This window comes from Acutalibacter sp. JLR.KK004, from assembly GCF_036941085.1.
Lineage (GTDB): Bacteria > Bacillota > Clostridia > Oscillospirales > Acutalibacteraceae > Acutalibacter.
Genome location: NZ_JAYMNQ010000002.1, coordinates 96,327 through 120,236 on the forward strand (window position 1 = coordinate 96,327; position 23,910 = coordinate 120,236).

29 protein-coding genes and 1 pseudogene are annotated in these 23,910 nt (G+C 45.2%); all 30 read right to left on the bottom strand.

Translation table 11 applies throughout. The annotated features are described in order from the left end of the window. Positions 1-34: 34 nt before the first annotated feature. Positions 35-1,105: a hypothetical protein gene (locus VSQ30_RS14800; protein WP_334465017.1), complete on the bottom strand. Its 1,071-nt coding sequence runs from the start codon at positions 1,103-1,105 to the stop codon at positions 35-37. A gap of 867 nt (positions 1,106-1,972) precedes the next feature. After that, a complete protein-coding gene (locus VSQ30_RS14805) occupies positions 1,973-2,353 on the bottom strand; it encodes a hypothetical protein (protein WP_334465019.1) in 381 nt (126 codons plus the stop codon). Positions 2,354-2,468: 115 nt separating this feature from the next. Further along, on the bottom strand, positions 2,469-2,705 hold the full coding sequence (locus tag VSQ30_RS14810) for a hypothetical protein (RefSeq protein ID WP_334465020.1): 237 nt from the start codon (positions 2,703-2,705) through the stop codon (positions 2,469-2,471). A 249-nt stretch (positions 2,706-2,954) separates the two neighbouring features. Further along, the gene (locus tag VSQ30_RS14815) at positions 2,955-3,245 is read right to left on the bottom strand and encodes a hypothetical protein (RefSeq protein WP_334465021.1); all 291 of its coding nucleotides are present in this window, start codon (positions 3,243-3,245) and stop codon (positions 2,955-2,957) included. Further along, positions 3,242-3,367, bottom strand: a pseudogene (nrdD, locus tag VSQ30_RS20670) (anaerobic ribonucleoside-triphosphate reductase); the annotation flags it as partial. The gene VSQ30_RS14815 and the pseudogene nrdD, both read right to left, overlap by 4 nt. 816 nt (positions 3,368-4,183) lie before the next feature. Further along, a complete protein-coding gene (locus VSQ30_RS14820; protein ID WP_334465022.1) occupies positions 4,184-4,498 on the bottom strand; it encodes a hypothetical protein in 315 nt (104 codons plus the stop codon). Positions 4,499-4,524: 26 nt separating this feature from the next. Further along, positions 4,525-4,845, bottom strand: coding sequence for a hypothetical protein (locus VSQ30_RS14825; protein WP_334465023.1), 321 nt, complete (start codon positions 4,843-4,845; stop codon positions 4,525-4,527). After that, on the bottom strand, positions 4,838-5,074 hold the full coding sequence (locus tag VSQ30_RS14830) for a hypothetical protein (RefSeq protein ID WP_334465024.1): 237 nt from the start codon (positions 5,072-5,074) through the stop codon (positions 4,838-4,840). Before VSQ30_RS14830 ends, VSQ30_RS14825 begins: the two co-directional genes overlap by 8 nt. Before the next feature lie 185 nt (positions 5,075-5,259). After that, positions 5,260-5,769 carry a hypothetical protein gene (locus VSQ30_RS14835; protein WP_334465025.1) on the bottom strand — a complete coding sequence of 170 codons (510 nt, stop codon included), beginning with the start codon at positions 5,767-5,769 and terminating at the stop codon, positions 5,260-5,262. Positions 5,770-5,803: 34 nt separating this feature from the next. Continuing rightward, a complete protein-coding gene (locus VSQ30_RS14840; protein WP_334465026.1) occupies positions 5,804-6,436 on the bottom strand; it encodes a nucleotide modification associated domain-containing protein in 633 nt (210 codons plus the stop codon). A 387-nt stretch (positions 6,437-6,823) separates the two neighbouring features. Beyond that, positions 6,824-7,348, bottom strand: a complete 525-nt coding sequence (gene dcd / locus VSQ30_RS14845) for a dCTP deaminase (RefSeq protein WP_334465028.1) — start codon at positions 7,346-7,348, stop codon at positions 6,824-6,826. Further along, positions 7,345-7,677, bottom strand: a complete 333-nt coding sequence (locus VSQ30_RS14850; protein ID WP_334465030.1) for a basic secretory protein-like protein — start codon at positions 7,675-7,677, stop codon at positions 7,345-7,347. The genes dcd and VSQ30_RS14850 overlap by 4 nt, the downstream gene beginning before the upstream one ends. Before the next feature lie 7 nt (positions 7,678-7,684). After that, a complete protein-coding gene (locus VSQ30_RS14855; protein ID WP_334465031.1) occupies positions 7,685-7,942 on the bottom strand; it encodes a hypothetical protein in 258 nt (85 codons plus the stop codon). A 473-nt stretch (positions 7,943-8,415) separates the two neighbouring features. After that, positions 8,416-8,640, bottom strand: coding sequence for a hypothetical protein (locus tag VSQ30_RS14860; protein ID WP_334465032.1), 225 nt, complete (start codon positions 8,638-8,640; stop codon positions 8,416-8,418). Continuing rightward, a complete protein-coding gene (locus tag VSQ30_RS14865) occupies positions 8,624-9,616 on the bottom strand; it encodes a DUF5662 family protein (protein ID WP_334465033.1) in 993 nt (330 codons plus the stop codon). The genes VSQ30_RS14860 and VSQ30_RS14865 overlap by 17 nt, the downstream gene beginning before the upstream one ends. Further along, positions 9,609-9,887 carry a hypothetical protein gene (locus VSQ30_RS14870; RefSeq protein ID WP_334465035.1) on the bottom strand — a complete coding sequence of 93 codons (279 nt, stop codon included), beginning with the start codon at positions 9,885-9,887 and terminating at the stop codon, positions 9,609-9,611. The genes VSQ30_RS14865 and VSQ30_RS14870 overlap by 8 nt, the downstream gene beginning before the upstream one ends. A 318-nt stretch (positions 9,888-10,205) precedes the next feature. Continuing rightward, positions 10,206-11,138, bottom strand: a complete 933-nt coding sequence (locus tag VSQ30_RS14875) for a prohibitin family protein (RefSeq protein ID WP_334465037.1) — start codon at positions 11,136-11,138, stop codon at positions 10,206-10,208. Then, the gene (locus VSQ30_RS14880) at positions 11,122-11,349 is read right to left on the bottom strand and encodes a hypothetical protein (protein ID WP_161474017.1); all 228 of its coding nucleotides are present in this window, start codon (positions 11,347-11,349) and stop codon (positions 11,122-11,124) included. The genes VSQ30_RS14875 and VSQ30_RS14880 overlap by 17 nt, the downstream gene beginning before the upstream one ends. Before the next feature lie 146 nt (positions 11,350-11,495). Continuing rightward, a complete protein-coding gene (locus VSQ30_RS14885) occupies positions 11,496-12,242 on the bottom strand; it encodes a hypothetical protein (protein WP_161474018.1) in 747 nt (248 codons plus the stop codon). 244 nt (positions 12,243-12,486) lie between these two features. After that, positions 12,487-12,873, bottom strand: a complete 387-nt coding sequence (locus tag VSQ30_RS14890; RefSeq protein WP_334465040.1) for a hypothetical protein — start codon at positions 12,871-12,873, stop codon at positions 12,487-12,489. A 15-nt stretch (positions 12,874-12,888) separates the two neighbouring features. Beyond that, a complete protein-coding gene (locus tag VSQ30_RS14895) occupies positions 12,889-14,931 on the bottom strand; it encodes a DUF8224 domain-containing phage-derived protein (protein WP_334465042.1) in 2,043 nt (680 codons plus the stop codon). Between the two features lie 507 nt (positions 14,932-15,438). Further along, entirely contained in the window at positions 15,439-16,272 is an 834-nt protein-coding gene (locus VSQ30_RS14900; RefSeq protein WP_334465044.1) for a hypothetical protein, read from the bottom strand. Beyond that, positions 16,273-16,581 carry a hypothetical protein gene (locus VSQ30_RS14905; protein ID WP_334465046.1) on the bottom strand — a complete coding sequence of 103 codons (309 nt, stop codon included), beginning with the start codon at positions 16,579-16,581 and terminating at the stop codon, positions 16,273-16,275. 10 nt (positions 16,582-16,591) lie between these two features. After that, the gene (locus VSQ30_RS14910; RefSeq protein WP_161474028.1) at positions 16,592-16,873 is read right to left on the bottom strand and encodes a hypothetical protein; all 282 of its coding nucleotides are present in this window, start codon (positions 16,871-16,873) and stop codon (positions 16,592-16,594) included. Next, positions 16,860-17,738 carry an N-6 DNA methylase gene (locus tag VSQ30_RS14915; RefSeq protein WP_334465047.1) on the bottom strand — a complete coding sequence of 293 codons (879 nt, stop codon included), beginning with the start codon at positions 17,736-17,738 and terminating at the stop codon, positions 16,860-16,862. Before VSQ30_RS14915 ends, VSQ30_RS14910 begins: the two co-directional genes overlap by 14 nt. A gap of 104 nt (positions 17,739-17,842) precedes the next feature. Beyond that, the gene (locus VSQ30_RS14920) at positions 17,843-18,337 is read right to left on the bottom strand and encodes a hypothetical protein (RefSeq protein WP_161474030.1); all 495 of its coding nucleotides are present in this window, start codon (positions 18,335-18,337) and stop codon (positions 17,843-17,845) included. A gap of 75 nt (positions 18,338-18,412) precedes the next feature. Next, positions 18,413-22,465 carry a DUF5906 domain-containing protein gene (locus tag VSQ30_RS14925; protein ID WP_334465048.1) on the bottom strand — a complete coding sequence of 1,351 codons (4,053 nt, stop codon included), beginning with the start codon at positions 22,463-22,465 and terminating at the stop codon, positions 18,413-18,415. 34 nt (positions 22,466-22,499) lie between these two features. Continuing rightward, complete coding sequence (locus VSQ30_RS14930) at positions 22,500-23,015, bottom strand: hypothetical protein (protein ID WP_334465049.1); 516 nt, start codon at positions 23,013-23,015, stop codon at positions 22,500-22,502. 20 nt (positions 23,016-23,035) lie between these two features. Beyond that, positions 23,036-23,617 carry a hypothetical protein gene (locus tag VSQ30_RS14935; protein ID WP_334465051.1) on the bottom strand — a complete coding sequence of 194 codons (582 nt, stop codon included), beginning with the start codon at positions 23,615-23,617 and terminating at the stop codon, positions 23,036-23,038. Beyond that, on the bottom strand, positions 23,610-23,786 hold the full coding sequence (locus tag VSQ30_RS14940; protein WP_161474034.1) for a histidine kinase: 177 nt from the start codon (positions 23,784-23,786) through the stop codon (positions 23,610-23,612). Before VSQ30_RS14940 ends, VSQ30_RS14935 begins: the two co-directional genes overlap by 8 nt. Positions 23,787-23,910: the final 124 nt, after the last annotated feature.

Below are 23,910 nucleotides of genomic sequence, written 5' to 3' on the forward strand. Positions count from 1 at the left end.
CACCGTTAAGCATCCCCGCCATGAGTCATAATGATTACACAATACTCAGATACACATCCGAATCTTTTGTTAAATATAATTTTGTTTCCTCCATAATGGAATGGAGCCCGGAATGAAGTGTTTCACACAGCCCTGACTTGTCGCTTGTATCGACGGTATCCAGAAGCCTTGACAATTTTTCATGATATTCAGTACGACGGTCATCCTTGCGTGAGAATACGTTTCCTTTGTTATCCAGACGCCCGGTCAGTCGATTGAAAATATCATTCACCTTGCTATTATGGCTCATGATGTATTGCGTTTCGGACTCTTCAATCCAGTCCAAATATCCAGGGTCAAAATTCTGAGAGTAATAAACCTCCAACAAAGTGCTCATTGTCGAGAGCTGCATCGACAAGTCCAAACTGTCTTTTGCTTTTGCCGCACTGTCTACAGACTTAAACACATCGTTATCAGCTAGAGAGCTGTCGAGCGCTCTTGTATAAAACTCGACGTTCTTGTTCGCGATCTTTTTTGCCGACTGAAGCCCGACTATGGTTGCGATCCTCTGGGTGTCGCACTGAATGATGGAGTTATAATTTTGCAGAGCATACTTTACGAAAGTAACTTCAGCTAATAACTCAGATTGCTTTTCATCATTCAGGAACTCCATGATATCGTCAATGCCTTGACGCATCATCCGCATCTCACTGTTTATTTCAGCAAGGAAATACTGTCCACTTACAGCCGCAACCGTCGTGAAAGCTCCAAGCACAGCAGGATTTCCAGCTACTTTCTGCAAAACCCCTTGCATAGCAAATTTGCCTTCGGCATCACGAAAGGTATTCATATGCCCTTGTCCGTTCTTGAATTTTGCCAAAGTGTACTGTAAACCCTTGGGTACAGTCATTACATAAATATCCTGAGTGGCGGCCATTGCAGTTGCAGCAGCTGCTGGTAGATATCTTGTCAACTCACTCACTTGGGCAAGTTGCTGTTTGTTCATCATAAGTTTTTGGAATTTAGACACATTGTCCAAATCCACTGTGGTCTTTGCAGGCTCTATCATGATAGAGTCCTCAAAATTTATAATGCTTTTCTTCTCTGTGTTCTCAAACTCCGGCATAAGGCCCTCTCTTTCGTAATTGTCCCGCAAAAATAGAATGCACCTCTGCTTGAGAGACGCACCCGCAAACGTGTATCCCTCATTGTTTGCGAGACAATTCCCATTCCCTAGGCTTTAGGGTATACGAGATAAGAGGAAAAACACTCTTTGCCAGAGTATTAGTCCCATAAAGCCTAGAAGATTTATTGAATTGTCTCGCACGTACAGTATACCACATCCTTTCACAAAATGGAATACCTAAATACACTTTCACGATATCACTTTTGCCTGCCCTCCAAATCCGCTATAGAGAACACGCTGACCATCACTTAAAAAAACCTCGATTGTCATGAAATCACAGGGGCGATACGAAACGGCTGTCAAAGATAATCGTGGGTATTTTTGTTTGAACGCGTTGAAAATATCTTGCCATGTGGTTTTCACTGTAAATTCACCTCTTTAATGACCTTTTGGCCAGTTGGCCAGTTTTTTGACCATATTTACTTATAATTATTAAATTTTTCTTCGCATTAAATTAAGAGAAAAAAGTGGGAAACTGGTACAAAGAGCCCGCAAAGCCGCATTATTACTGGGTTTTTGTTGTACCAGTTTGTTAAAAAAAGTGGTACAAAGGTGGTACAATTGGCCAAAAATTGGTCAAAAAACGACAGTTTTTGTAAAGTAAACGCCTTTACACCGCTTTGGAATTTCAAGTATTTGGACAGAAAATTGGGCCTTTGGACAGGTTTTGGCCATTTTTTCACTACCTAGTGGTACAATTATTTAATTCTAAAATAGAACCAAATTCACCGGGTTTCTAACCTAGAATAGCCTTATTTTTTTCTGAAGACGGAAGAGGGCAAGGGATTTTTGCCCTCCATAACACTTTTACCCGGCTCTTTTTTGATATGGAAGGTTCCTTTTGAACAGCGGTATGTAAGGATAGTTTCTAGACTTGTACCGATGGCCGCGAGAACCCCAGCTCAACCGTTCTCCGTATTCACGGGGAGATAAGTTACGGTCTAAAACGGTACTAGCCTCTTTTTCGAACTTTTGAAATACCTCCTCCAACGAGTCGACTGGTTCTGGTGGAATATATTGAGCTGTCATTTCAGCTATATAGTCAGTAACTGTTTTCACGGACTGCATAAACTGGCCAACCGCCTCCATTATAAGGCTGATTTGTTCTGCAAATTTGAAAAATCCTTTACCGCATAGAGCATCCACAACGCTTTCTAGTCTCGCCACCTGTTCGTCCGAGTAGACCATCTTTATCCTCCTTTTATCAGCTTCTGCTATAGCTTTGCGAGTTAAATCGGCTTATAGATTCTTCTTAAAACCATTTCGAAATCTTTTTCCGATCAAAAAATATATAACTTTCTCCCTAACCAAAGACTCCATACCTACGCTCCTCCATGATTCTCGTCAGGGTCTGCTTGAGTTCGTCCGGTAAAGTCGGGTATAATCCGTCGATGTCAACTCCCGCAACAATATCAACATCCGGATTGTTAAACCCACCTTCGGGAATCGGTAGGAATCCATACATTTCCATCTCTTTATGGTCACATGTGAGCACTTTAGGGCAGGCTCGGCACTTAGGCGCCAGTTTTGATAAAGCCATATATTTACTACCTCCATACCTTTCCGTTTCTCTTATCTACGAGCACGACCCGACCTTCAATCTGAAAGCCCGCCAACTCACAAATATAAAAGATTGTGTGTAGCAGTCGATGAAAGCGTTCGTCATCTTTATCGACATTTCGAATGGCCTCGTACGCTGTAGGATCTGCATAGCCCTCCGCATTCTTTCGCTGATCTCTTTCCGTCATAAAATGTAATGTCTTTTCTTAACGAATAAGCAGTCTATATGTTATAACTCATTGTACAATCCTTCTTCTTTGATCTTGTTACATGCTTCCTTCAGAACAGCCTTTGGTATAGCTTGCATGAGCGAGTCTTTGCACGCCTTACATATGTACTTGCCGGGGTTGGAGTCATCTTTACATAATGTCACACGCGCCTTACCACATATGTGACAGCGCACTTGCTGCCCCATCGACCGCCGATTCGACCTCATCTTAAGCATCGGTGTAGAATATTCGCTGCCGGCCATGGCCGAGACGACCCCCGCAGTAATCATCAGATTATCAGTCTTGTTCATTGTTTGCCTCCCATCTTATGCTTGATGCGGTCGCGCTCCTCAGCCCTTTTTGAGTTGTTCCAGCGGTCAATAGTGCCGACTAGATATCCGGTTATGCGCCGAATTCGTTCAAAACCAGTACCAGTTCCGATTACCGTCTTATCCCTTTTAGTGTTATTCATTACCTTTTAGTACCTCCTGGTTTGTCGTTGGCACAAAAGAAAAAGAGCCCAAAGTGGGCTCAGTTCCTTTACCATGTCTCAACTCGTGCTTTATAGTATTTGCTCCTCTTTACAAAGAAAGTTGCAAAGAGTCTCCACGGAGTAAACGCACACACCCAGTTAAACCAGATGTTGTTATCATCGCATTGAAAAACTTTGATAAATAACAACCGCCAAGGCTTACCTTTTAGAATTTTGGGCTCCGTAGAGTACTCCTCTCGCAAATTTTTCCTTGTCACGATTTTAACATTACCTACTTTCACAAGTATCACCTCCATAAAAGGAAGTGCGCTCTTCGCGCACCATCGTTAGATATGCGCCGAATCAGTTCCGATTACCATCTTATCCCTTTTAGTGTTGTTCATTACTTTTTGATACCTCCTGATATAGATGCCGATTCAGTAGATCGTTGATTAGCGTCTCAGCTCCGTTGCCTTGTAGCAATGAGCTTTCTATCTCTATTAGGACTATGGCGGGCCAAACATTCTCATACATCTTCAGCCGTTCGTACAAGTCGTAGTCACGGCAGCGCTTTTTGTCGCCCGTAAGCCTTGTGCAGCCATTTACACTGCCACATCTGACATGGCAATAATCGCTATCGGGCTTAGTTAAACGTTCCATCTGTTACCTCCTTTCAACCATTTGCGGCACTCTTTTTTCGTGTCCAGTGGTCTCCTGTTCGGTTATTAACACCGATATATAGCCAATCGTCTTTTGTTTTACTAACCTTTTTGTGGTTCATTTAGCAGCTCTTCTTTCTCCAGCCCAACTCTCCACATCCACCCCATACTCTTTAAGCTTCTGCGTGCAGAGCCAAGCCTCGTCCTCCATCTCGTACCTCTTTACCAAAGCATCCATACCAGCGAAGAAGCTCTCATGGAATCTATGCAGCCTTTCTGGTCCAAAGCCAAACTCCTGATGCAGAATCCACAGCACCATAGCATCAATCTCGGTGGCGTTCCTCTTATCGTACTCGGCACACTGACGCTTAATTTCCATGTCCATGGCCTTGCGTTCTTCTGGGGTGAGCCTTGCATGATAGATAGCTTTCATTTGAATTACCTCACGTCTATGTTCGATCAATTGCTTTTTCTGTTTTGCGTTTTTTGTTTTCTGATTTTGCGGTACTCTTTAACTGCAATCGCCATATCTCGGTACGTTGTAGCTCGATACTTAGCCGGATCGGCAGCATTGAGTTCGTCATATAAAATGATCATATTCCGCACCCAGTCCCTTCCTTGCTCAAACGGCATCTCTGCTAGGAATTTGAACCGTTCATCTCTATAAACGCTGTATTCCCGAACCAAAACGCTATGAGCATCCTTTATCCAATTTTCGAATTTAACTTTAGCTATAAGTTCCTTATAATAAGCCTCATAATCGTCTCGCGTATTAAACATAAATATAACTTCCTTTCCGGTGAAAAAGATTTGATAAAATGGTAACGCTTCCGTGTGGCACAGTTAGCATACCTGGTTTCGACTTCCTAAATAAGCACTCTAGAGGTACACCGATCAACAGCGCAAACATCAGGAATGTACCATCGCCCTCCATCCAAACAGCAAAAGCCCCCGCACCAATCAGTACGAGTGCTATGAGTTTATTGAATACTAAATTATAGCTTAACATTCATCAATGTTCCTCGACACACCGAATTGAATAGAGATTAGATCTTAAAAACCGATCACCAAAATGCATGTTGACTGCTATGTTCAATGCCTCACAGCCATACAAGTCGTTCCCGGTAATACCGATTACGATGTCTTTAGCATCCTTAGCATCGCGTATATGATATGTATGTCGAACAGATTTTGTTAGATCCTTGATAATATACATGAAGATGCCTCTCTTTCTTTTTGATTATCTATCTGCTTGATTGCATCTGGATTTAGTACAACTATAGAATCACAATCCCATCCATATAATTCGGTATACAAATCGCCAAATGCTACATCGCGGTATTCGTTCCCATACCAGCAAAGTTCAATCGCATCAATCCCCAAGTGTAAGCATTTCTCAAAGTCAATGCTATAACACCATGAAAGTCCACCATCCTCCATTTGGGGAAGATTGTGCAGCTGTTGAACTGTGCTAATCGTAACTATTTTTGTCTGGTTAGTAAATGTAAACTCAAACGAATTTTCCATGTCACAATGCCGGAAATCTTCCTGTTCACACCAGTCTTTCCAACCAAATGAAGCGTTTTTCCGTGAGGCCCATAATCCACCTTTTGGTTTCATGAAATGCTCTAGATTTTTGATTGGGAATCCTTTCGTGGGTATGAATTCTGTCGCTCCATAATGGATATATCTCGGAATATCCATGACTATATCCCTCCGATTCGGTTTGATTTTGGCGTTATTTTACGCCATCTAATTTTACTGGGGTTGGAAACTTAACCCAATAATAGCTACCACCTCTCTTTTTGGAAAACCCTTGAGTTATATTTTTAACAGAGATTTTTGATATCCAGCCGAGATATGTATCTTCCGCTTTTGCAGGTTCATTTCGCATACGCCTTACATCAGCTACACTGATTAAACCATATTTCGCAATATGGTCATTGACCTCTTCGAGAAACTCTTTTGCGGCCATGTGATAACCAAAACAATAAGGAGTCGAAACTACTGAATGTTCGTCATTCGCTTGAACCATGCTCAAGGGATCACGAATTGTGATGTCAGATTCTTCATCGGTTTTCGATTCATTCATGTCGACTAAATCCATCTCCATCTCCATCACAGTCATGATGGCATAGTTAGCCAGGTCGAGCAAAGTGTCGCGTACCGACTCATCCTGCACCTGTTGGCTGCCATTAAGAGTCAAAGTCTTAAACCGAGAAAGCTTGTCCCCCAGCCGAATCCTGGCCATTGCCATCCCTTCCTCAACAAAGGTCTGATGAAAGCTGTCACCATAATCATGGTTTTTGCGTTCGTACAAATTGTTCAAATACTCACAGATTTCCTTGTGAGCTTGTACTTTGGTATTCACGCCGCATCCTCCTTAAGATGTTCGTAGTATTCATCCTCGGTAGCAAAAAGCATCCACTCACCGCCAACATATCCCATGTAGCCGTAGTCCGTGTAGTACCCAATCATCGCTGTCTCCTTTCAACAAAAAAGAGAAAAGCTGCTGCCGCAACTCTTCTCTAATGAGATTAACTGTCTTTATGAAATATATCTAGTTCAGACTCTATCTCGGAAAGTTCTTTTTCAGTTAGCCATGTTGCTGCAATATATCGTATTAGCAAATAGACCTTTAGATCAAGCTTCGCCAACGTAACCGCCAATCTCGCAAACACACTCCATGATGTGAGCGCATACAATACGTTGGCAATCGTGCATAGAAACCCCAAAGGAACCATCACTAAATCGCGCTTTATTTTCTAATAAAATCCTCCCACAGCATACTCGTCTGGATACCATCGTTGTTCTGATACTTACCGGAGCGGTACGGCATATAATCACCTTGCAAAGTGTTGTAATAGATTTGACAAATCTCCACCCCGGGAAATATCATAATTGGCTGAATGCAATGCATCTCCAACGTCCAGTATCCGGCAAATCCCACGTCCCCGAAACCTGCTGTGACATGGATGAACAACCCAAGCCGTCCTACAGAAGACCGTCCCTCTAGCATCGGCACAAACCCTTCGGTCTTTGTAAACTCCATTGTTCGGCCGAGATATAGCTTTCCGGGCTCCAGAAGAAAACCCGTTTTCGGAATCGTGATACGTGTAGCTGGATTATCCTCATCCATAAACAGGACTTTATTGTTATACACCAGCAGCTCGTCTGCCAAACGCAGGTTGTAGCTGTTGGGATTAAGGCAGTCTTCGTCAAACGGCTCAATGACGATCTCATGGCCGATGTGTTTCTGAATCTCCAAGCCGGATAGAATCATACGGCACCTGCCTCCTGCCATGCTTTCCACAGTTTCGGCCCTTGTATCGCAATCCAGTCAACCAATTCTTCGTTTTGTGCCCATGGGCTGTTCTCGGCGAGACCACTCTCAAACAGAAACGCATGAACTAATTCGTGACGAATGTTCTTTTTGATCTGCACATCCAGATTGGACTTTTTGTGTGGTTCGTCCTGATGTGCCTCGTAGTTATCTACATAGATTTCCTTTGTGGTATCGTCACAGAATCCGTCAATATAGGCCAGTCGCTTATCCACGGCATCGGTAACCAAAACAATCGTGTAATCAGTTCCTAAAACGTTAACCTTCATCCTTTTATCACCTCGTTACGAGTACGACCCGTGTGCTGTTTGTAAGATATGTTTTTCCGTCTATGGTCACTTGAATCTGATCGCCGTCATCAAAGTCTTTCCATGACTGAACTTTACCTTCGACTACCGTGCCATTGGGAAGTTCCACATAGGCATAGTCGAATGCATATGTTGTGTCTATAAACGTCTTATTGCACCCAGCCAGGACCCCCATCAAAAAGAGCGCGGAAAGTGCCACTGCAATTTTGTTTTTCAAAGTTTTCATCGTTAGTTACTCCTTGTTTTTATAGTTTTAAGATATGACCAATAGGCTTCGTTCCAAAAGCACCCGTAATGATTACACAGAAAAATACGCCGCCCTTAGCCCGTTTTGACCCAAGTGAGCCATGAGCATTGGCGACGTTATTCCACGCAAATAGTGCTTGAATGACAGATAAGCCAAATATCCATCTTCAGCTCGCTCCACCCAAAAAGAGGAAAGGCCGTCATGGTATGTGATTTGCTTTATCATGTGTTTTTCATCTCCTATCAAAAATGAAGAAAGAGCCTAGATTTCTCTAAGCTCTTTTTCCTTCATCACCTGTTTACTTCTTTTCAAATCGTTCTGGAATGTTTGAGTCAAGCCTCGCTGGATACTCTAGGCATTCGTTGCAAGGCTCTTCATACCCATGTAAGCGAAAGTGTTTGCAGTTCTTACAGTATAGATCATAGCGAACCTCTTGATAGTTCTCGTCCATATCAGGAAATCACCTCAATGGATTTGATGTCTGTGGCGTTGAATAGAACTAAGTCCTTGTACTTATATCCATCATTTCGCTTTGGATAGTCAAGCACGATACCTTCAATGCCTTCTGGTTCATTGTCTTCTGGGAAAATATAATTTCCTACTTCCCCTTCGAAAACTTCACCATCAATGTCGGTTAATCGAACCCTTTTTCCTTCCAACTTACTTAACTCCATCATTTTTCTCCTTTCCAGGGTATATATGTGTTCCGGTCTTTGAATATACAATGACCGCGTTCTTGGTTTCGGTTTCTTCACCAGATTCATGATTAACATGTGTTCCAATGATTGTTTGAGCCCGAACTCGTTCTTGATTAGTCCAGTGATTACCTTTTACCATTATCGGGCTGCCCGTTCCGCTTAACTCGTCTACCAGCTTCTGAGCGTAGTCTAAATCTCCATGAATATAACTACGGCCTTCTTTATGCTCATTAAGCGTGTGGCGTATCTGTTTTTCGCGGTTGATTTTTGTAGAAATCTTGCCGGATTGGATAGCGTCATCAACAATGGAATTTCTTTCGGCGGTCCCAGACTTATCGATTTCGGCCTTTCTCTCCGCAACCGACTTATCGCCATCGTCTAAAGGATAAGGAGGACCATTGCGCTGTCCCCATTTCTGTCCTTTGATACCATGATGCCACAACTCGCCCTGGCAGTCAAGCTTTTCAGCCATTTTGTACAGAATATCCTCTACTGCCTCGCGGGTATTCTTGGCAAGCAGCATGCGTTCCCGATGCTCGTCATACCAACGAAATATCTCCGTCAAATCATTCTTAGCCCAACTGAAAGACCACCAGTCGCAAATCATTTCAATGATATAGCATCGCGGCATCTCAAGGCAGACAGTTCCTTCTGCTGGATCGTCGTTGATAAGCACCCAGTGCTGCCAATGGTGAGGGTTATGATGGATGTGATGGAGCCAGGCTAGCTGAAAATCCTGCTGGACGCGATACGATTTGATGTTTGTGTAGAAATATGTATCGTAGGCGTTGTATTCTTCCGACCCGTACTTAGAATGGTCATGGGCGTTCTGAACGAGCCAGTCAATATTGTACGCTCCTTCAAGCACCTCAGGAAGATTCTGCTTAAGCCATTCCAGACCAAAGCAGAGGTTTGATCGATGCTCTTGTAGGTATTCATCGTATTCTTTACTCATTGGTTCCTCCGCTGACCGTATCCGTACAGGACTCCTTCAAGTTGTCCCAGACCGCCATCATTTTGCGCCGCCTCATGAAATAATCGCAAATTACTTCAGGTGGCCGTACATGAACCCAAGGAATAGTGCGCAACTGTAAATGTACTATATCCATCAATTCTTCGATGATGTCGTTTGCAAGTGCCGCGGCGTGCTGGTATTCGTTTTTTCGCTCGCATACTTCTCTGTGGGCGCACTCGGTACACAAGATTTCTTTGCCAGTTTCGTTCATACTAACCTTGCCCCTTCCTAATAAAAATATAAAAGAGCCAAGATTTCTCTCAGCCCTTTCACAATAGCGTCTGTAATTTTCACGAAGTAAAGTCGACTGTATATTGGACTATTCCAAGTCTGATGAGTAAAGATATACAGTGTCTTCACAGCACGGACACGTACATGAAGCATATATGCCATCATGGGTAGCGGCTATATAATCGCTATAGACATACTCCTTATCGGTAGCTTTGAAAACACATCCACATCTTTTACACGTAAATATCTTCGGGTTGTGTAATCGTTCGAGATTTCCCGGAGTTATAATTTCCATTGATTACTCCTCCTTGCTCTCGTCCGATTTCTCGTTATCCATCGTTATAATGGTATCCGCTCCTGTAACCGAAGGGAGCTTACCATCCCACTGCTGGATTTTGTAATACTCGATGAGCGGCCGTGTCAGAGATTCCGCAATCTTTTCATTTGCGGCAGCCTCTTTCTCACCAGCATACGCCGCCGCTTCCGCCTCAATTTTGGCAACCTCCGCAGCGGCTTCGGCGTCGATTACCCGACGGGCAGACTCCGACTCTTTTTCCATAGTAAGCTGCTCCTGTTCGATTTTTGCCCGAAGTTTCTCTTGTTCTGCAACCTGCTTGGATTCGATAGCTGCCACATATACGTCGCTAAAGTCGAAGTCAATGATGTTAATATCTGAAACATAAATTCCGCTGTCTGAAAGTTTATCGTTCAATTCATCGAGCAAGGCTGTAGAAATGATGTTTCGGTTGGTAATGCTCTGCTCAGCAGTATAGCTGGCCATAATCGACTTCATAACCTCGTTGACTGCTGGCGTAATAAGTACATCCTCATAGTTGGTGCCCACGTTCTTGACAATGGAAAAAGACTTCGCCGTGTCAACGCGATAGTTGACGGCCAAGTTCACGTTGACCGTTTGCAGGTCTGAGCTGAAAGCCTCAGTGGATACCTCCAGCTTGACGATCCGGTTGTCCATCTTGGTGACTTTCTGCCAGGGCGCCTTGAAGTGGAACCCCTCTTGCAAAACGTCCTCGCTTACCTGACCAAACGTAGACACCACGCCAGTATGGCCCGCCCCAACAACAGTGAAGCTGGTAAATATCAGTCCGAGAGCAACGATGGCTGCTACACCGCAGATGATGATCCGATCAAGCCGGAGGCGGCGTTCAACTTCTGTGTATTCCTCGCCGTAGCGAGTGTAGGTCTTTTCAATTTTCTCAACAAAGAATTTCATAGATAGGTACCTCCAATTTTTTAATGATGTATATGTCAAAAGGGACGTCATGGAAAGAATTAGGCCCATAACCCTCCTTATGTGCCTTAATAATTTCCATAGTCTCTTCAACTGATACTCCCATACCATCAACTACCAAAATATCAGTCGGATAGTTAACCTCGCTCATATTTTTTAATTCCTTCTTCAAGACCTTGAATAACCCGCTCACAAATTTGTGTTCCTTCGCAGTGATGATACAAAGATGGCGACCACAGCGGAATCAACTTGTAAATCGTAGGAATTCGCTCGAAGAATGGTCCCCGGTTAAAACCATACTTCTTGAATAGCCAGAGGTTATACCGCTTTCTCAGCTGCTTATTCACGGTCTTCACCATATGAACTGCAAGCGATAATATCGCTGTAGGGTAGGGAGTCTATCCACACGCAGAACTCTCGCCATTCGTCCAGCTTGTGATTCCAGCGATACTGATAGATATTAGCCAGGACCTCGTAGTTCAGCATGACCGTCCGTTTTTGGTTGTAGCTGTTAGGTAGGAGTTGGATCATCTGGTACCAGTATCTTTCGTCCTTCGTTTCAAGATACTTATTGCGGGCGAAGTTCAAAGCGTCAAGGACGCCTTTCATAGCAACAAGAACTTCCTTCTCAACGTCCCCCCAACAAATTAGATACTCGCTGGAAAAATCCTCCAATGTAAACTCCTTAGCGTGAATCTTGTGCATGGTAGAGCAGGAGTTTTTTACAGTACCAACCTGATAGGTATCGAACTGTTTCCACCAGTAGAGCGGGGCGGTTATGTCAACATACACCACAATCATCCGGCGGTACTTGCCATGGACTGGGCCTTGCCTGGCGAGACGCAGCATCAGGTCGCGATCGTTAGGGCCGATTGTATACCCCTCGAAATTGAACTGCATGTCGTTAATTTCGCAACCGTCGCAGGAGTCGTCATCCGGAAGCATATATCTTCCGCATGCATCGCATTTCTTACTTAACACGATTCGATAATCACTGTCTGACTTGTCCCAACTGTTCATCGGGTTCCGCATTCCGCGGATGGCAGGCTCCAGACCAACAACCTGGATGTTTTCAATTTTTATCATCACTATGCTCCTCTCAAAGAACGTTCTCTATTCTTCAGTTTTTCTGTATCCAGCATCATACAGTTCTTACGATTAGCAAATCTGTGCAAGTATTACAAGGGTAGCGCTCAAGATAGCGGCAATACCCAGCATTGTGACATTGTTTATTACGGTAATTATTACATCTTTCATACAAAATCTCCTTATTTCAAAATATAAAGAAAAGAGCCCCAGTTTCCCAGGGCCCTTCTCCACTTCTTTCATCTTAATCGAGCTGAGTCAGCATAGCCTTAAGCTCCTCAGGAGTCTTGTTCCGAAGATCCTCATCCTGCTTGTCAGCGAGAATACCAAGAATCTTCTGTTTCTGGTCATGCAGCTCCTTGGCATGTTCAGCCTGCTTAGCTTCTTCCTGCTTGACGGAGACGATGCGCCGAATAATGTCGATTTTCGTCATCAAAACCTGGTCTTCCGGCGTGTGGGTATTCAGAAGGCTTTCCTCTTGCGCTCCTTTCTCCTGAAACTTGAGAGTCTTGAAGATGCTGTCCAGCTGATGGACTGACAGGTCCCAGAGATCTTCCACGGAGATAGATCCCTTAAAGGGGAAACGGTACTTGTTGCGAACTGCGATCTCGAACATGTCTAAGTTTTTCATTTTTGGTGCCTCCTATTAAAATATAATTTTCAGGACACGCTCGGTGGCTCCTGTTACCCTGACTAGCAGATTATTCCGCTTTGTAGCGGAGAAACCCAGACCAGATAGCTGATTGGCTACATCCTGAACTGCGGCTTTGCTTCCGAGTGCCTCAAAGACTCTACGGTGCTGCTCCAGTTCCGGTTTCAAGAATTCGTTATAGAACCCATTTGGCCGTTCCGGATTGACACAGTCTTTAAGCATGAAGAAATAGTGCCGATGGCCGATGCCATCCTGCTCATCCCAATAGTTTGGCGAGTACATAACAACAGAGACCGGAATGAACTGATTGCTCTTTAGGCCCCAAATATCTCGTCCGGACACGGATGAGGGAAGTAGTTCTTTAATCGCGAAACCTGTAGCAGGATCATAGGTCACTTCTGCAACCTTGACAACCTCTCCATTCCGCAGTCCTTTATTGTACTCGAAGGAATGGATTGTTCCATCGAACTCTACTTCTGCCTTAAATCCACTTTTGCCACCCCTATAGGAATAGCAGTGGACATACATCAGATACGTTCCCTTTCGCATATTAGACAGGCTGGGCCACACAATGTTTTCTACCGCTGGAGTACCTCTTCGAGGATCGATAATGTCCACATCCAACTCGCCGCAAGTAATTGGGTCCCGCTTTCGGCCAAAGAAAATCTTATTACCATAGGGAAGTCGACAGTGAGCATCATAATCGTTCGGGCAGTAATCCTCGTCATTCCACTGGATAGAGAACCGAAGTACACCGTCTACCTTTCCGCCAGCCATCTTAACATTCTCTCGGATATCACTGTCGGTGATATTGCCGGCGTACGCCCAACTAAAACCATTAGCCCACTTGAACATGGACCGGCTGTCCTTTTCAGTTGGAGCAATCAGCGAGACCATGTTGGCTGCGTGTCGGTTTTCCAGCAAGGCCTCCACAGAAGTGGCCGTTGGGAGCACGTTCTTGACGAAGTCCTCAATCGAAATCTCCCGCACCCGAGAAAATTTCTTAGGATCGACAGAAATGTCACGCTCCATCTCGCTGAAAATATCATTAACCGGCTGAATACGCTGTGTAGCATTACGGTTAGCGAAAAGAATATTGTTCACTGTAATGTCGTCCAGAGTAGCAAACCTTCGACCCAAGGACGGCAAATATCCAAGGTCGGAAATCGTCTTCTTCGCATCCTCCAGCATTTTCTTCGTGTAAATCGCCTTCGGCCGCTTGTAGTTTGTAGGGGCTACGATTGCCTCATACTTGCAAACCGCCTCGTCCAGATTCATCCCCTGGCTAATGTTCACCAAGAGGTTGCCCATGCTGTGATTGCGGATGCGGCCAATGGTCATACCTGCCTTTGCAGACTGTTCCCAAACAAAGTTGTCCCGGAGCTCGTCCGGAGTGGCAGCATACATTGTCTTATACTTCTTGAACTCTTCCAAAGCACGCTGCCATTCCTCACCTTTATAGAGGGACTTCTGACCTATCAGCTCCAGCACGGTGTCGACGGCATCGTCCGTAATCTCTTCCAGAGACCGCATGAACACATTCTTAGTGTCACGAAATGAGCCCTGTATATCGCCAACTGAGCGATGGCTTTTGTCCACAAATTTGGAGGGGAGTTCTAAATAGAAGTGCTCCCACGTATGCACTCCGCCATCAGGAAACTGCTCATGGTTCTTATCGGTGCCGATTTTTGTGAACTTGGAAATATAAACGTCTGTAACAGCGTGTTCCTTGATGAAAGCGTCCAAAGCATCCGCGACGGGCTGGAATTTAGCGCCGAGGCCCTCAAGCTCCCAAATGGTGTGGACAATGGCGTCCTGGATGAACACAACATTACCGATTGTTCGAATGAACTGACGGCAGCAGCTGCAATCGTACTCACGGCGCTCTCTGTAAATCTCATTTGTTCCGTCCGGGAAACTATTCAGGTACAGATTCCACAACTCGTCCTTGTCCACTTCCACCTGGTAGATATGGTCAGCCGTTTCACTTAGTTTTGCGAAATGGTCCTGAATCGCCTTTTTGAAGTTTGTAAACATTGATTCTTCTCCTTTCAAATATACAAGAACAGGCTTGTCCCCGTCTTACTCGGTTTGCTCCTCTCTGCTCACCTCCAATCCGGTATGCGGTCGCCATAGCCCGCTCTTATGTGTGCCTCCAACACCGCCATGGCTTCTAGGTTTGGGAGCCATGTGCTCCGGTCGGTTATTATGGCGTATATCTGCCTGATGGTTGCGGTTGGATGCCGCTGGTGAATCATCACCAGAAAGTCGCTTGTTGGTTTCGTTGAGCCAGCTACCCGCCGCTTTCGTCCGGGGACGTAATACTCGACATCCACATGGTTCCGTGGGTACTTAGGCATTGTCGCACCTCTGACTTTCTGGTAACGGTGGCACTGTCGCCTGCTTTTTCCGCACTTTCTTCCAACAGGATGGACAGTAAACGAAGTCGCTCTTCTGCATCATCCTCGTGTATTCCTCACGTCCGTAACGGTCAATAAAGCACTTTGAGCAAAATGTATAGCCGCATTTATCACACTCCCACATCTAACCGTGAATTAAGTCAGATGCGTCCCATTGCATTTCAAACCCACAGATATCACAGGAATAGGTGTCCGAGACAGTGTCTTTGATGGGTTTATCCTCGAACGGATTCCAACGGTCACGTTTTATCGCTTTATAGGCAAGAACATCATACCCGACATGTACATCCTCGTGATGGGAAACAGTTTGTCTGTCGAAATCCATGTCTACCAAGATGCGGTCGCGCAGTCGAATAAGCCTTTTGGTGTTAACATACCGGTCTACTTGCGGGAACTTGCTGAACCGCTTATAAATGATATGCTCGCGGATAAACTCCGTTCGATTTTTATAGAATCCGTTAGCAATGAACACCGGAATATAGTCAGACCATGTGTCCCCTGGGGTTGCTGATAAAAGAATCCAGTTGTTCCGCACGGTGATTTTTAGGAACGCTTTGACCCATGCGCCAGAGCCAACCACCCTCTGTTCATCAAATATAAAGAAAGCATCTGTAACATCCGAATACTTTCCTATATTGTTCCAGGAATCTATTATTACTTTATGATTGTATAGTTTGCTCTCAGTGCCAGCGGTCATCAGAAACGGTATGAGTTCACCGTTCCATTCCAGCGTATCGCGCTTTCTGGCGGTAGTGATGATATATAGGTCTTGAATTCTGGTATCATCCATTGGCATATATTCGCCGCCCGTCAAACTGATGGGATCTCCGCCTTGTTCAAGATAATAATAGGCCAGGGCCGTCATGGACTTGCCAGAACCGACCCCGCCGCAAAGGATACAGCCGTTACGCATTCGCTTCACCGCGTCAAGCTGGTGATTACGAAGTTCAATACTCATCTACACACTAGACCTTGGATACTCGGTGATAAAGCCGTCCTGAATCTCGGCTATGTACGGCGTCTCCAAGGTTTCCTGCAATGACGCTTTTGGTCCATACTGAGCAAGAGTGATACCGATTTCCTCCTCAGTCATACCCTGTTCGTGATAATAAGACCTGATTTCAAATTGGACCCTTTTTGTAATCAGAATTTTCCGGCAGTCGAACATGGAATTGTCATCGAACTTAATTCCTGCCCTTTTTGCTACAGTTTCATAGAAATCTACCAATTTGCACCGGCAGTCTTCCTGTGTCAAAATCACTCTCATGATAGCCTCCTTAGTATTCTTCAGGAAATAGAACCGTAGTGGTGCTCCGATTCGGTTCGGTGATGATCCATATTTTGGGTTGACCGGAACACTCGTACTGCCCCATGATGCGTTCATCATGCTCGACCGCATATTCGCTTTGAGCTTTATCTTCGTTGCTAAGAGTGCCCCAATCGCAGGCTTCGTATCGTTGTAACGAAGTTGTTACAAATACGCGAAAACTCGTGTCGAATGCCATGCGGCTGTTTACCCCGAGCGTTGCTACAAGCATACCGAGGTCAAATTTTTTCATTGTCAATACCCCCTATCAAGTCCATGAATGCCGCAATTGTTCTCCGGGTACGCCATACATCAGAAAAGTACATAGGTGTAAACCAGTAATTCTCGAAGTAATCTGTAGTCGCTACAGGCTCCACAAGGGCGTTTCCAACCTTAACGTGCCCCGCTACACCATGAAGTGAAAGCTGGATGTAACACATGGCCGCCACAGTTGGGTCAATATCTTGAGCCGAAACAAAGACAACGTTTTGGAAATTTACCCCACTACAACTTAACTTCTTACGCGCTACGTTTATGGATGCAATTAAAAGAGCGCCGCTGCCGCAGCATGAGTCATGTATTGTAACAGCTCCACTCTTGGCCAAGGTGTCCTCAACATCACCAAGAGTTATCTCTGCCATAGCTTTTGCAACATCGTACGGTGTGAAATATTGTCCGTTGTGCTTATTGGCCAGCCCTAACTCTATAAAGATACTCCCGAGGAAGTCCTGGTCTGGATTCTTTTCCAGCGCGTCAACTATTAGCGTAAGTAACTCTGTAAACACATAACGGTCGTTGTCCCTATACTTACTGATAATACGCATATAGAGATTCTCACGCTGTTCGAAATTCATTCTGTCAAACGCATTGGATATGGCGCAGGACGCAAGCATAACAAAATCATTCCACACTTCAAAAAGGGGTCTGCTATACGCAAGAGTTTTTATCTTTTTCGAAAACTCCCCTTGATGATTGAGCGATGTCGAAACGTTTTCGCTAGAGCTCCATGGGTAATGACTGGACTTTTTTAATGGTTCGGGATGTTTCTTTTCTTTGCGAGCATTCCAGCTATTTGGCGCATCATTCGGTTTCCAATCCGGTTTCTTATACTTCGCCATGCTAGATTCTCCTTTCAGTTTACATGGAGCTGTTTCCTCTTATCTCGGTTTACTGGACATTTAACACGTCATGTAAAGACGGCACTCCGAAAATATCCATTTGCTTAGTCGTCAGCAGGCCCCTCCAAAGCTGCGTACTTCTCAGCAAACTCGTCTTCTTCGATGGTTACATACATGGTCTTCAGATAGGCTTTGACGCCTCTCTTGTCGTTGACTTCCCACTCGTATGGACGAATGATAAGATCTACGTTCACAATATCTGCCGTATCAAGGCATACGATAGACTCTTCGTCCAGTCGTGTTCCGGCCTCTTTTCTACGACGCTGCCGTTCTGTCAGCAGATGCACCTGGGGCGGAATGTTCTTGAAACTCACGGCTACTTGGATGTAATGGCGAGGCTCCTCGTCTTCATCCCTGGCTGGAAGAATGCGAACATTCCATCCGTCTTCCAAGAGTCTCTGCGCCTGTTCCGTATCGTCGATAATCACACAGAAATTGCGGTTGCCTTCACGGTTGTACTTGTCCGCCTTACCGGCGAAGTTACGGAACAGGATATTAGCTTCTTCAATAATGATATTGGGTATATCTTTGCGAGCCATAATCTGGCCTCCCTTGAAAAAAATAAAGGGAAAGAACCTCTAAGGTCCTCTCCCTTTCGTTATATAACGTGCGTTTTACGCGGTCTTGGCAGCCTCCAAAACATCGTCCGATGTGAACCACTCGAAATCACCGTGCTTTGAGATGGACTCGGCCGCTTCAGTAACCAAATTATCATAGTAAGAGCGGTCAATATAGTCTTCTTTGTTCAAGATACGCACCATCTCGGATTCCATCCAGTTATGCCCCTTCGTCCCGGTAACGGCATCGTACTTATCTGTACCGTCTTTCGCCTTGCTTTTACGAACCAAAGTACCGCCTCCTGCTCCAGGCTTTACCGGTGTAAATAAGCCTACTTTACCGACAAAGTGCAGCAAATGCTTGTTGTCCAGCCAAATATCACTCTCGGTATCGACAGTCATGTTTGGATTATTGATGTAGCGTAAGGCTTCCTCGGGATCACGGTCGATATAGATGGCGGTGCTGACCGATTTCGTCTCGCACATATCCTCGAACTTGATGTCTTCCCTGCTGAAAAGTTTCTTGAACACGTAGGGAACTTGGAACTGGGTTCCGGTAGCAGTCCATTCGCCAGGATGTTTCTTACAGTCTTTCACTGTATCCTTGGCGTTGAGTACATAGTCTTGCCCGTACAAATCAACACAACGCTCAACCGTTGCGTATTTAGCAATATACACGGCGTCGTTTACCAGGCACATACGGTCATAAGTAGCCTCATGCTCAAAGTTGTAGCCGTACTGCTGACCGTAATCCATAACAAACTGAATGATTTCTGGAGTTGCGTCCGGAATCTTGATGGAATCTGTTTTGATATGAGCAACGGTGAAGCCGCGTTTCTGTACTTCATGCTTGAGGTTGATCATGAACAGTGCGCCTCTCTTGGCAACTATATTGTCCTTGTTCCGAGCATCGCGGAATGCGTTCTCAAAGTTTGCGGCAGTCAGGCCATACACCGAGTTAATGGCTATTTTCAAAGCCTGAGCCAAGTCGGCAGCAGCATTTTCGTCGTTCAGATATTTCGCCAAAGCGCCATTCAGCATCTTCCGGGCTTTATCAAAGTCCTTGTGCTTAATGGCGATACGAGCGTCCAAAATATCTTTGAATCGCTGCGTGTACTCTTCTCCAAACAGTTTCTCGGCAACGATGCTCGACGGATGCATAGAGGCTATATCAAGCAGGGCAATGTTGCTGTACATACCAGGCTCAGAGTAGACATATCCACCCTCGCCAACTTCTTCACCGCGATATGTAGACTTGCCGTTTTCATACTTATACCCCGGAAAGATAGGACGTCCACACTCGTCAAATACGGTGTAATCCTCGTCTCCGAAATTGGTAAAGAAGATACCATCCGGAGTGATAGTATGGGTACATACTGCCTCGTCTGTAGGAATTACCCCCATGTTGCGGTAGTTGAAGACGTTCTGCGGTTTCTTGTTCTTACCGAAGATAATCCTGGTAGTCAGCGAGTTGGTCGTGTCATTGACAGTCATACCAGCCACGTCGGCCAGAATTTGCCTAGCTGTGAAATCAGCTTTACGAGCGTTGAACACCGCCTCGGTAGCCAAAACATCGTTGTCGCAATACTCTGCAACTTTGATCCACAGCTCCTCCGGCACTGGTTGATCCCAAGGCAATCCCAGCTCTTGATGGTGAATGCCAAGCTCGATCTCAAACTTTTTGAGCGACTGCTTTTTACTGGAAAAGTCATATACATCCGTGTAGGAGAGGTTATACGCTTCCCCAAAGAAACAGTTTGAATTTCCGGATATAATTTTCTGCGAAAGCTTGTACAACTGCTCATTATCATATCCGATATATCTTGCATACAGGATGTGGTTATCGTACCGGCGGCAGTTAAAGCCAACTAACCTAAAGCTAAGAAGTTCCTCAAGTTCTTTCGGCTTAGGGTTAATCATTCTGGCAACTGGCTTTCCCTCGCCCTGAACCTTCCAGTTCACAAGGAATAGGTTAGGGAAGACCTCCACATCATAGAACACCAGCGGCTTTTCTTCTAAAGTATTAGCGATAGGCTCGGACGGCTCGTCCGACTTGAACTTCATCTTGTTGACAAGTTTGATGCAGTAATCGGCCTGATGTGTGCTGCCAGCCGCAAAAGCAAGGACTGAACCGCGCATATTGGTCACATCATAGTTCAGGCCATCATTGTATGCATCCTCCAAAATTTTATAGATGAAGTCCACACTTGGTTTCGTTCCTGGGTGTATCTCTTTGGCGAGATTACGCTTTATCAGTGTGCGAAGCCCTTTCTCGTTTTTTATAGATTCAAAATTTACAATTTTGCTGTCCTCCTTCAATGGCAAGCCAGAGCTGATCTCCGATATTGAGAGATTATTACACTTTGTCAATTTGCGGCGGAGTGAAGACTTGCCTGTAAATACTTTAATTTCAATATGGTCGTCATATACCCGGCTTAGTTTTGACACATCACCTGTATACATGTAATGGAGATGGATACCGGCACCGCTTTTGCTTAGTTCGGCGTATGTTGGTGGCCATTTGACGGCCTCTTTCATGTTGAGTTCTAAAGACTTGTTACCATTTTCGTCCACCATATCAAAGTCGGCGACTATATGAGCCTCCTGCACCTTCGCATAATGAACCTTTGAAGTATCCAAATCCGACAGCTTAGTGACAACATTATCCCATTTTCTAGTTGGCGTATCCTTTGATGACGCATACTGAGCGGGACAGTCTGCACACACAGTATCAAATATAGACGGTTGCTCTGCTAAGTTAAGCCAGGACGGCCCTGTTTCCGAATTTGCACTTTCCTGGTTTTGATCGTACATAAACTTCTCAAAACGAAATCCGCTATAATACTGCCTAGGTCTTGTACCGTCCGATAGGGTGGGCCGGTCTTTGAACTCACGGAAGTAGTTCTTTAGTTCCTCCTTAAACGGCCTGCTGGATAATGGATTGAGCACCCTTGCCTCCTCACAATAAGTTTTATACATGGCCCAGGCCGCACTGGCTGAAACCCCATCGTCCTGTTTGAAAATGGGATAGGAGTCCAGCACAAAGTTGTAAAAGTCATTAGTCGCTCCCAACATCCGAGTTGGGATATAATCGTCATACCTGTGCGGGTCAGCGAGATACACATCCCGGCAATGGCAGGCAATACCCCCCAGCTCGAACTTTACCTGTTCCACAAGCGAGTTATACTCTTTTACCGGTATTTTATCTCCGGTTGGGACTACGTCGATCAGTCGCCGGATTAGGCCGGATTTTGCGTCCGTAATTTTCACAGGTTCGTTCGTGGCCAGGAAAAGGAAACATTGAAAACTATTCGTATAGGTCTTTTGGAACTTCTCATTTACAGTCATAACTTCATGGGACACCAACTTGTTGATGCGAGTATTATCGTCAATCCGAGACAGTTTTGCGTCATTGTCTATCGCTACCAACGGGTTCGCCCGAAACTGTTCCATAGCAAACGCACTGCTCGCTGAACCCAGTTCCTTCGCTGAAAACGCAACGGAATACCCCTCGAATAGCTGGTCGATAATGTTCACGATGGTCGACTTACCTGTTCCGGCAGCACCATAGAACACCATAAACTTTTGTAGCTTTTTTGATGCGCCAGTAACAATTGCGCCAATCGCCCATTCAAACTTATGACGCTCCTCGTCGGTATACAGAACCGATGTCAGACGGTCATAGGCAGGTGTCTCACAGGGTTCCAAGGGATATGTGAGCCTCTTGCTGGAATAATCCTTCTTGTCTGTCGGGCTGTTGGCAAATACCAGCTTGCCGTCAAGCATGTGGTAGTTATCCCACATTTGTTTTTGGCAGTATTTGTGCCAGGAGTCTATCATCCCGGATTCATTGTCCCACATATGCAGAACCTGTATGTTGGAGTCAAAGCGCTGGCTGTTTTCTTTTGCGTAAATATCAAGCTCTCGATCAATATATCGGACTACGTCCTGCTCGTCAGTAGACCATAATCCCCGATCTTCAAGCCATACAGCGTAAAAGTCTCCGCCTCGTATCATTAAGTCTGAGCTGTTCTTAATGATGAACTTAGGATAGATCTCTATCACGCCGCGCTTTGTACTTCGAGTTGAAATCATCAGAAAATCAAACATACCATCCAGTGCTCTCCTCCTCTCTTACAAAATATCAATCGAATCTGTCCAAGTACCATTCCATCTGATACCATATTTCAACAGACCTCATGTCTCCATGACCGCTCCCGACAGTGAATAGTCCTCCACTCCCGTCAGGCCCGTACTCACGGTCGAGGAACCGGTTAATAATGCGCTCAGCGTCCCCATGGCGAAATCTCCCATCTGTCATCTTCGACAATCCGAGATTTTGCACCATTTCCCAAAACCATTGACTCGTCCGGTTTCCGTACTCGGGGTTATCCATAATGTGTACTTCACACCGAGTGGCAAGCGCAACCATCATTTCCAGAATGCTGCAAGGGCGGTGATCCAGATAGCTTGCGATGATGTAGTCCGCAATACCCTTTTCCCGTCCGAAATTGTATCTCAGGTCGATGCCGTCTGCCGCGCGGTTCCCGTCCAGTGGGATTATGTATGTAAAATCCCGGGCATAGAGATATTCCAGCAGCTTGCTGTATCCGCCAGTTTTTTCGCCGATATGAGCACAGAGCCAATCGTAATACAGCATCTGTACGTCCTTCTCCTTCATTAGTCCTCCTCAAGATATGGCCGCTCTTCCAAGACCTCATCATATGTCCGTTCGTCGCGGCAAATTTCATAGTATGTTTTGTGCGTGTCGTTTCGGATATATACCGTGTCCTCCTCATATTCCCCAAAATACTTGAAGGCATCCTCTCCTACAGCGTTTCGGATAGATTCTTCGTCCATGTGCCGGTCATCGTCATCTGCCAGGACGCCGTCCGCATAATAGGTGAGGCTGATAGTATCGTAGCTGTCGTCTTCAGCGTACTCCTCTGGAGATATCACCTCAATATCACTGCCGGAAGTCGGCTCCTTTGCAGAGGACACATAGTGGAATTCGTTCAGTTTCGCCGTATACTCGGACAAGTCTGGTTTGGCCGTAGGGATAGCATTCTGACCGTAAACCGCATTGAGCTTTTCTTTGCTCTTTTTATACTTCTCGGTCAGTTTGGCAAAACTCTCCTTGACCGAATCAATCTCTTCTTGGGCCTGCTGTTCATATTTGTCACGGAGAAACTTTCTTGTGGCCAAAACCCCACAGGCCGCCCCACCGATCCAACCGAGAATGAAACGCAGATTTTTATTCATCGTCATCTTCCTCCTTATCCATATCCGCCCTTAATGTGATAGCTGTTAAAGCAAGCCCACCAAAAAGCAAGGAGACGCTCAAAAGAACGCCTCCGGTAATATGCCTTCTGCGGCGGGTACACAACACATAGTCCAGCATGGAGATAAGGTTTCCAAAGCTATCCGTCATTAAGCCCTACCTCCCGCAAGAATCGTAATCCCGCTCACGAAACAGATTCCGGCCATTGCCGACATTGTCAAAAATATGATGGAAGTTTTCGTATCAAAATCTCACCATCACGAAGTCCTATTGT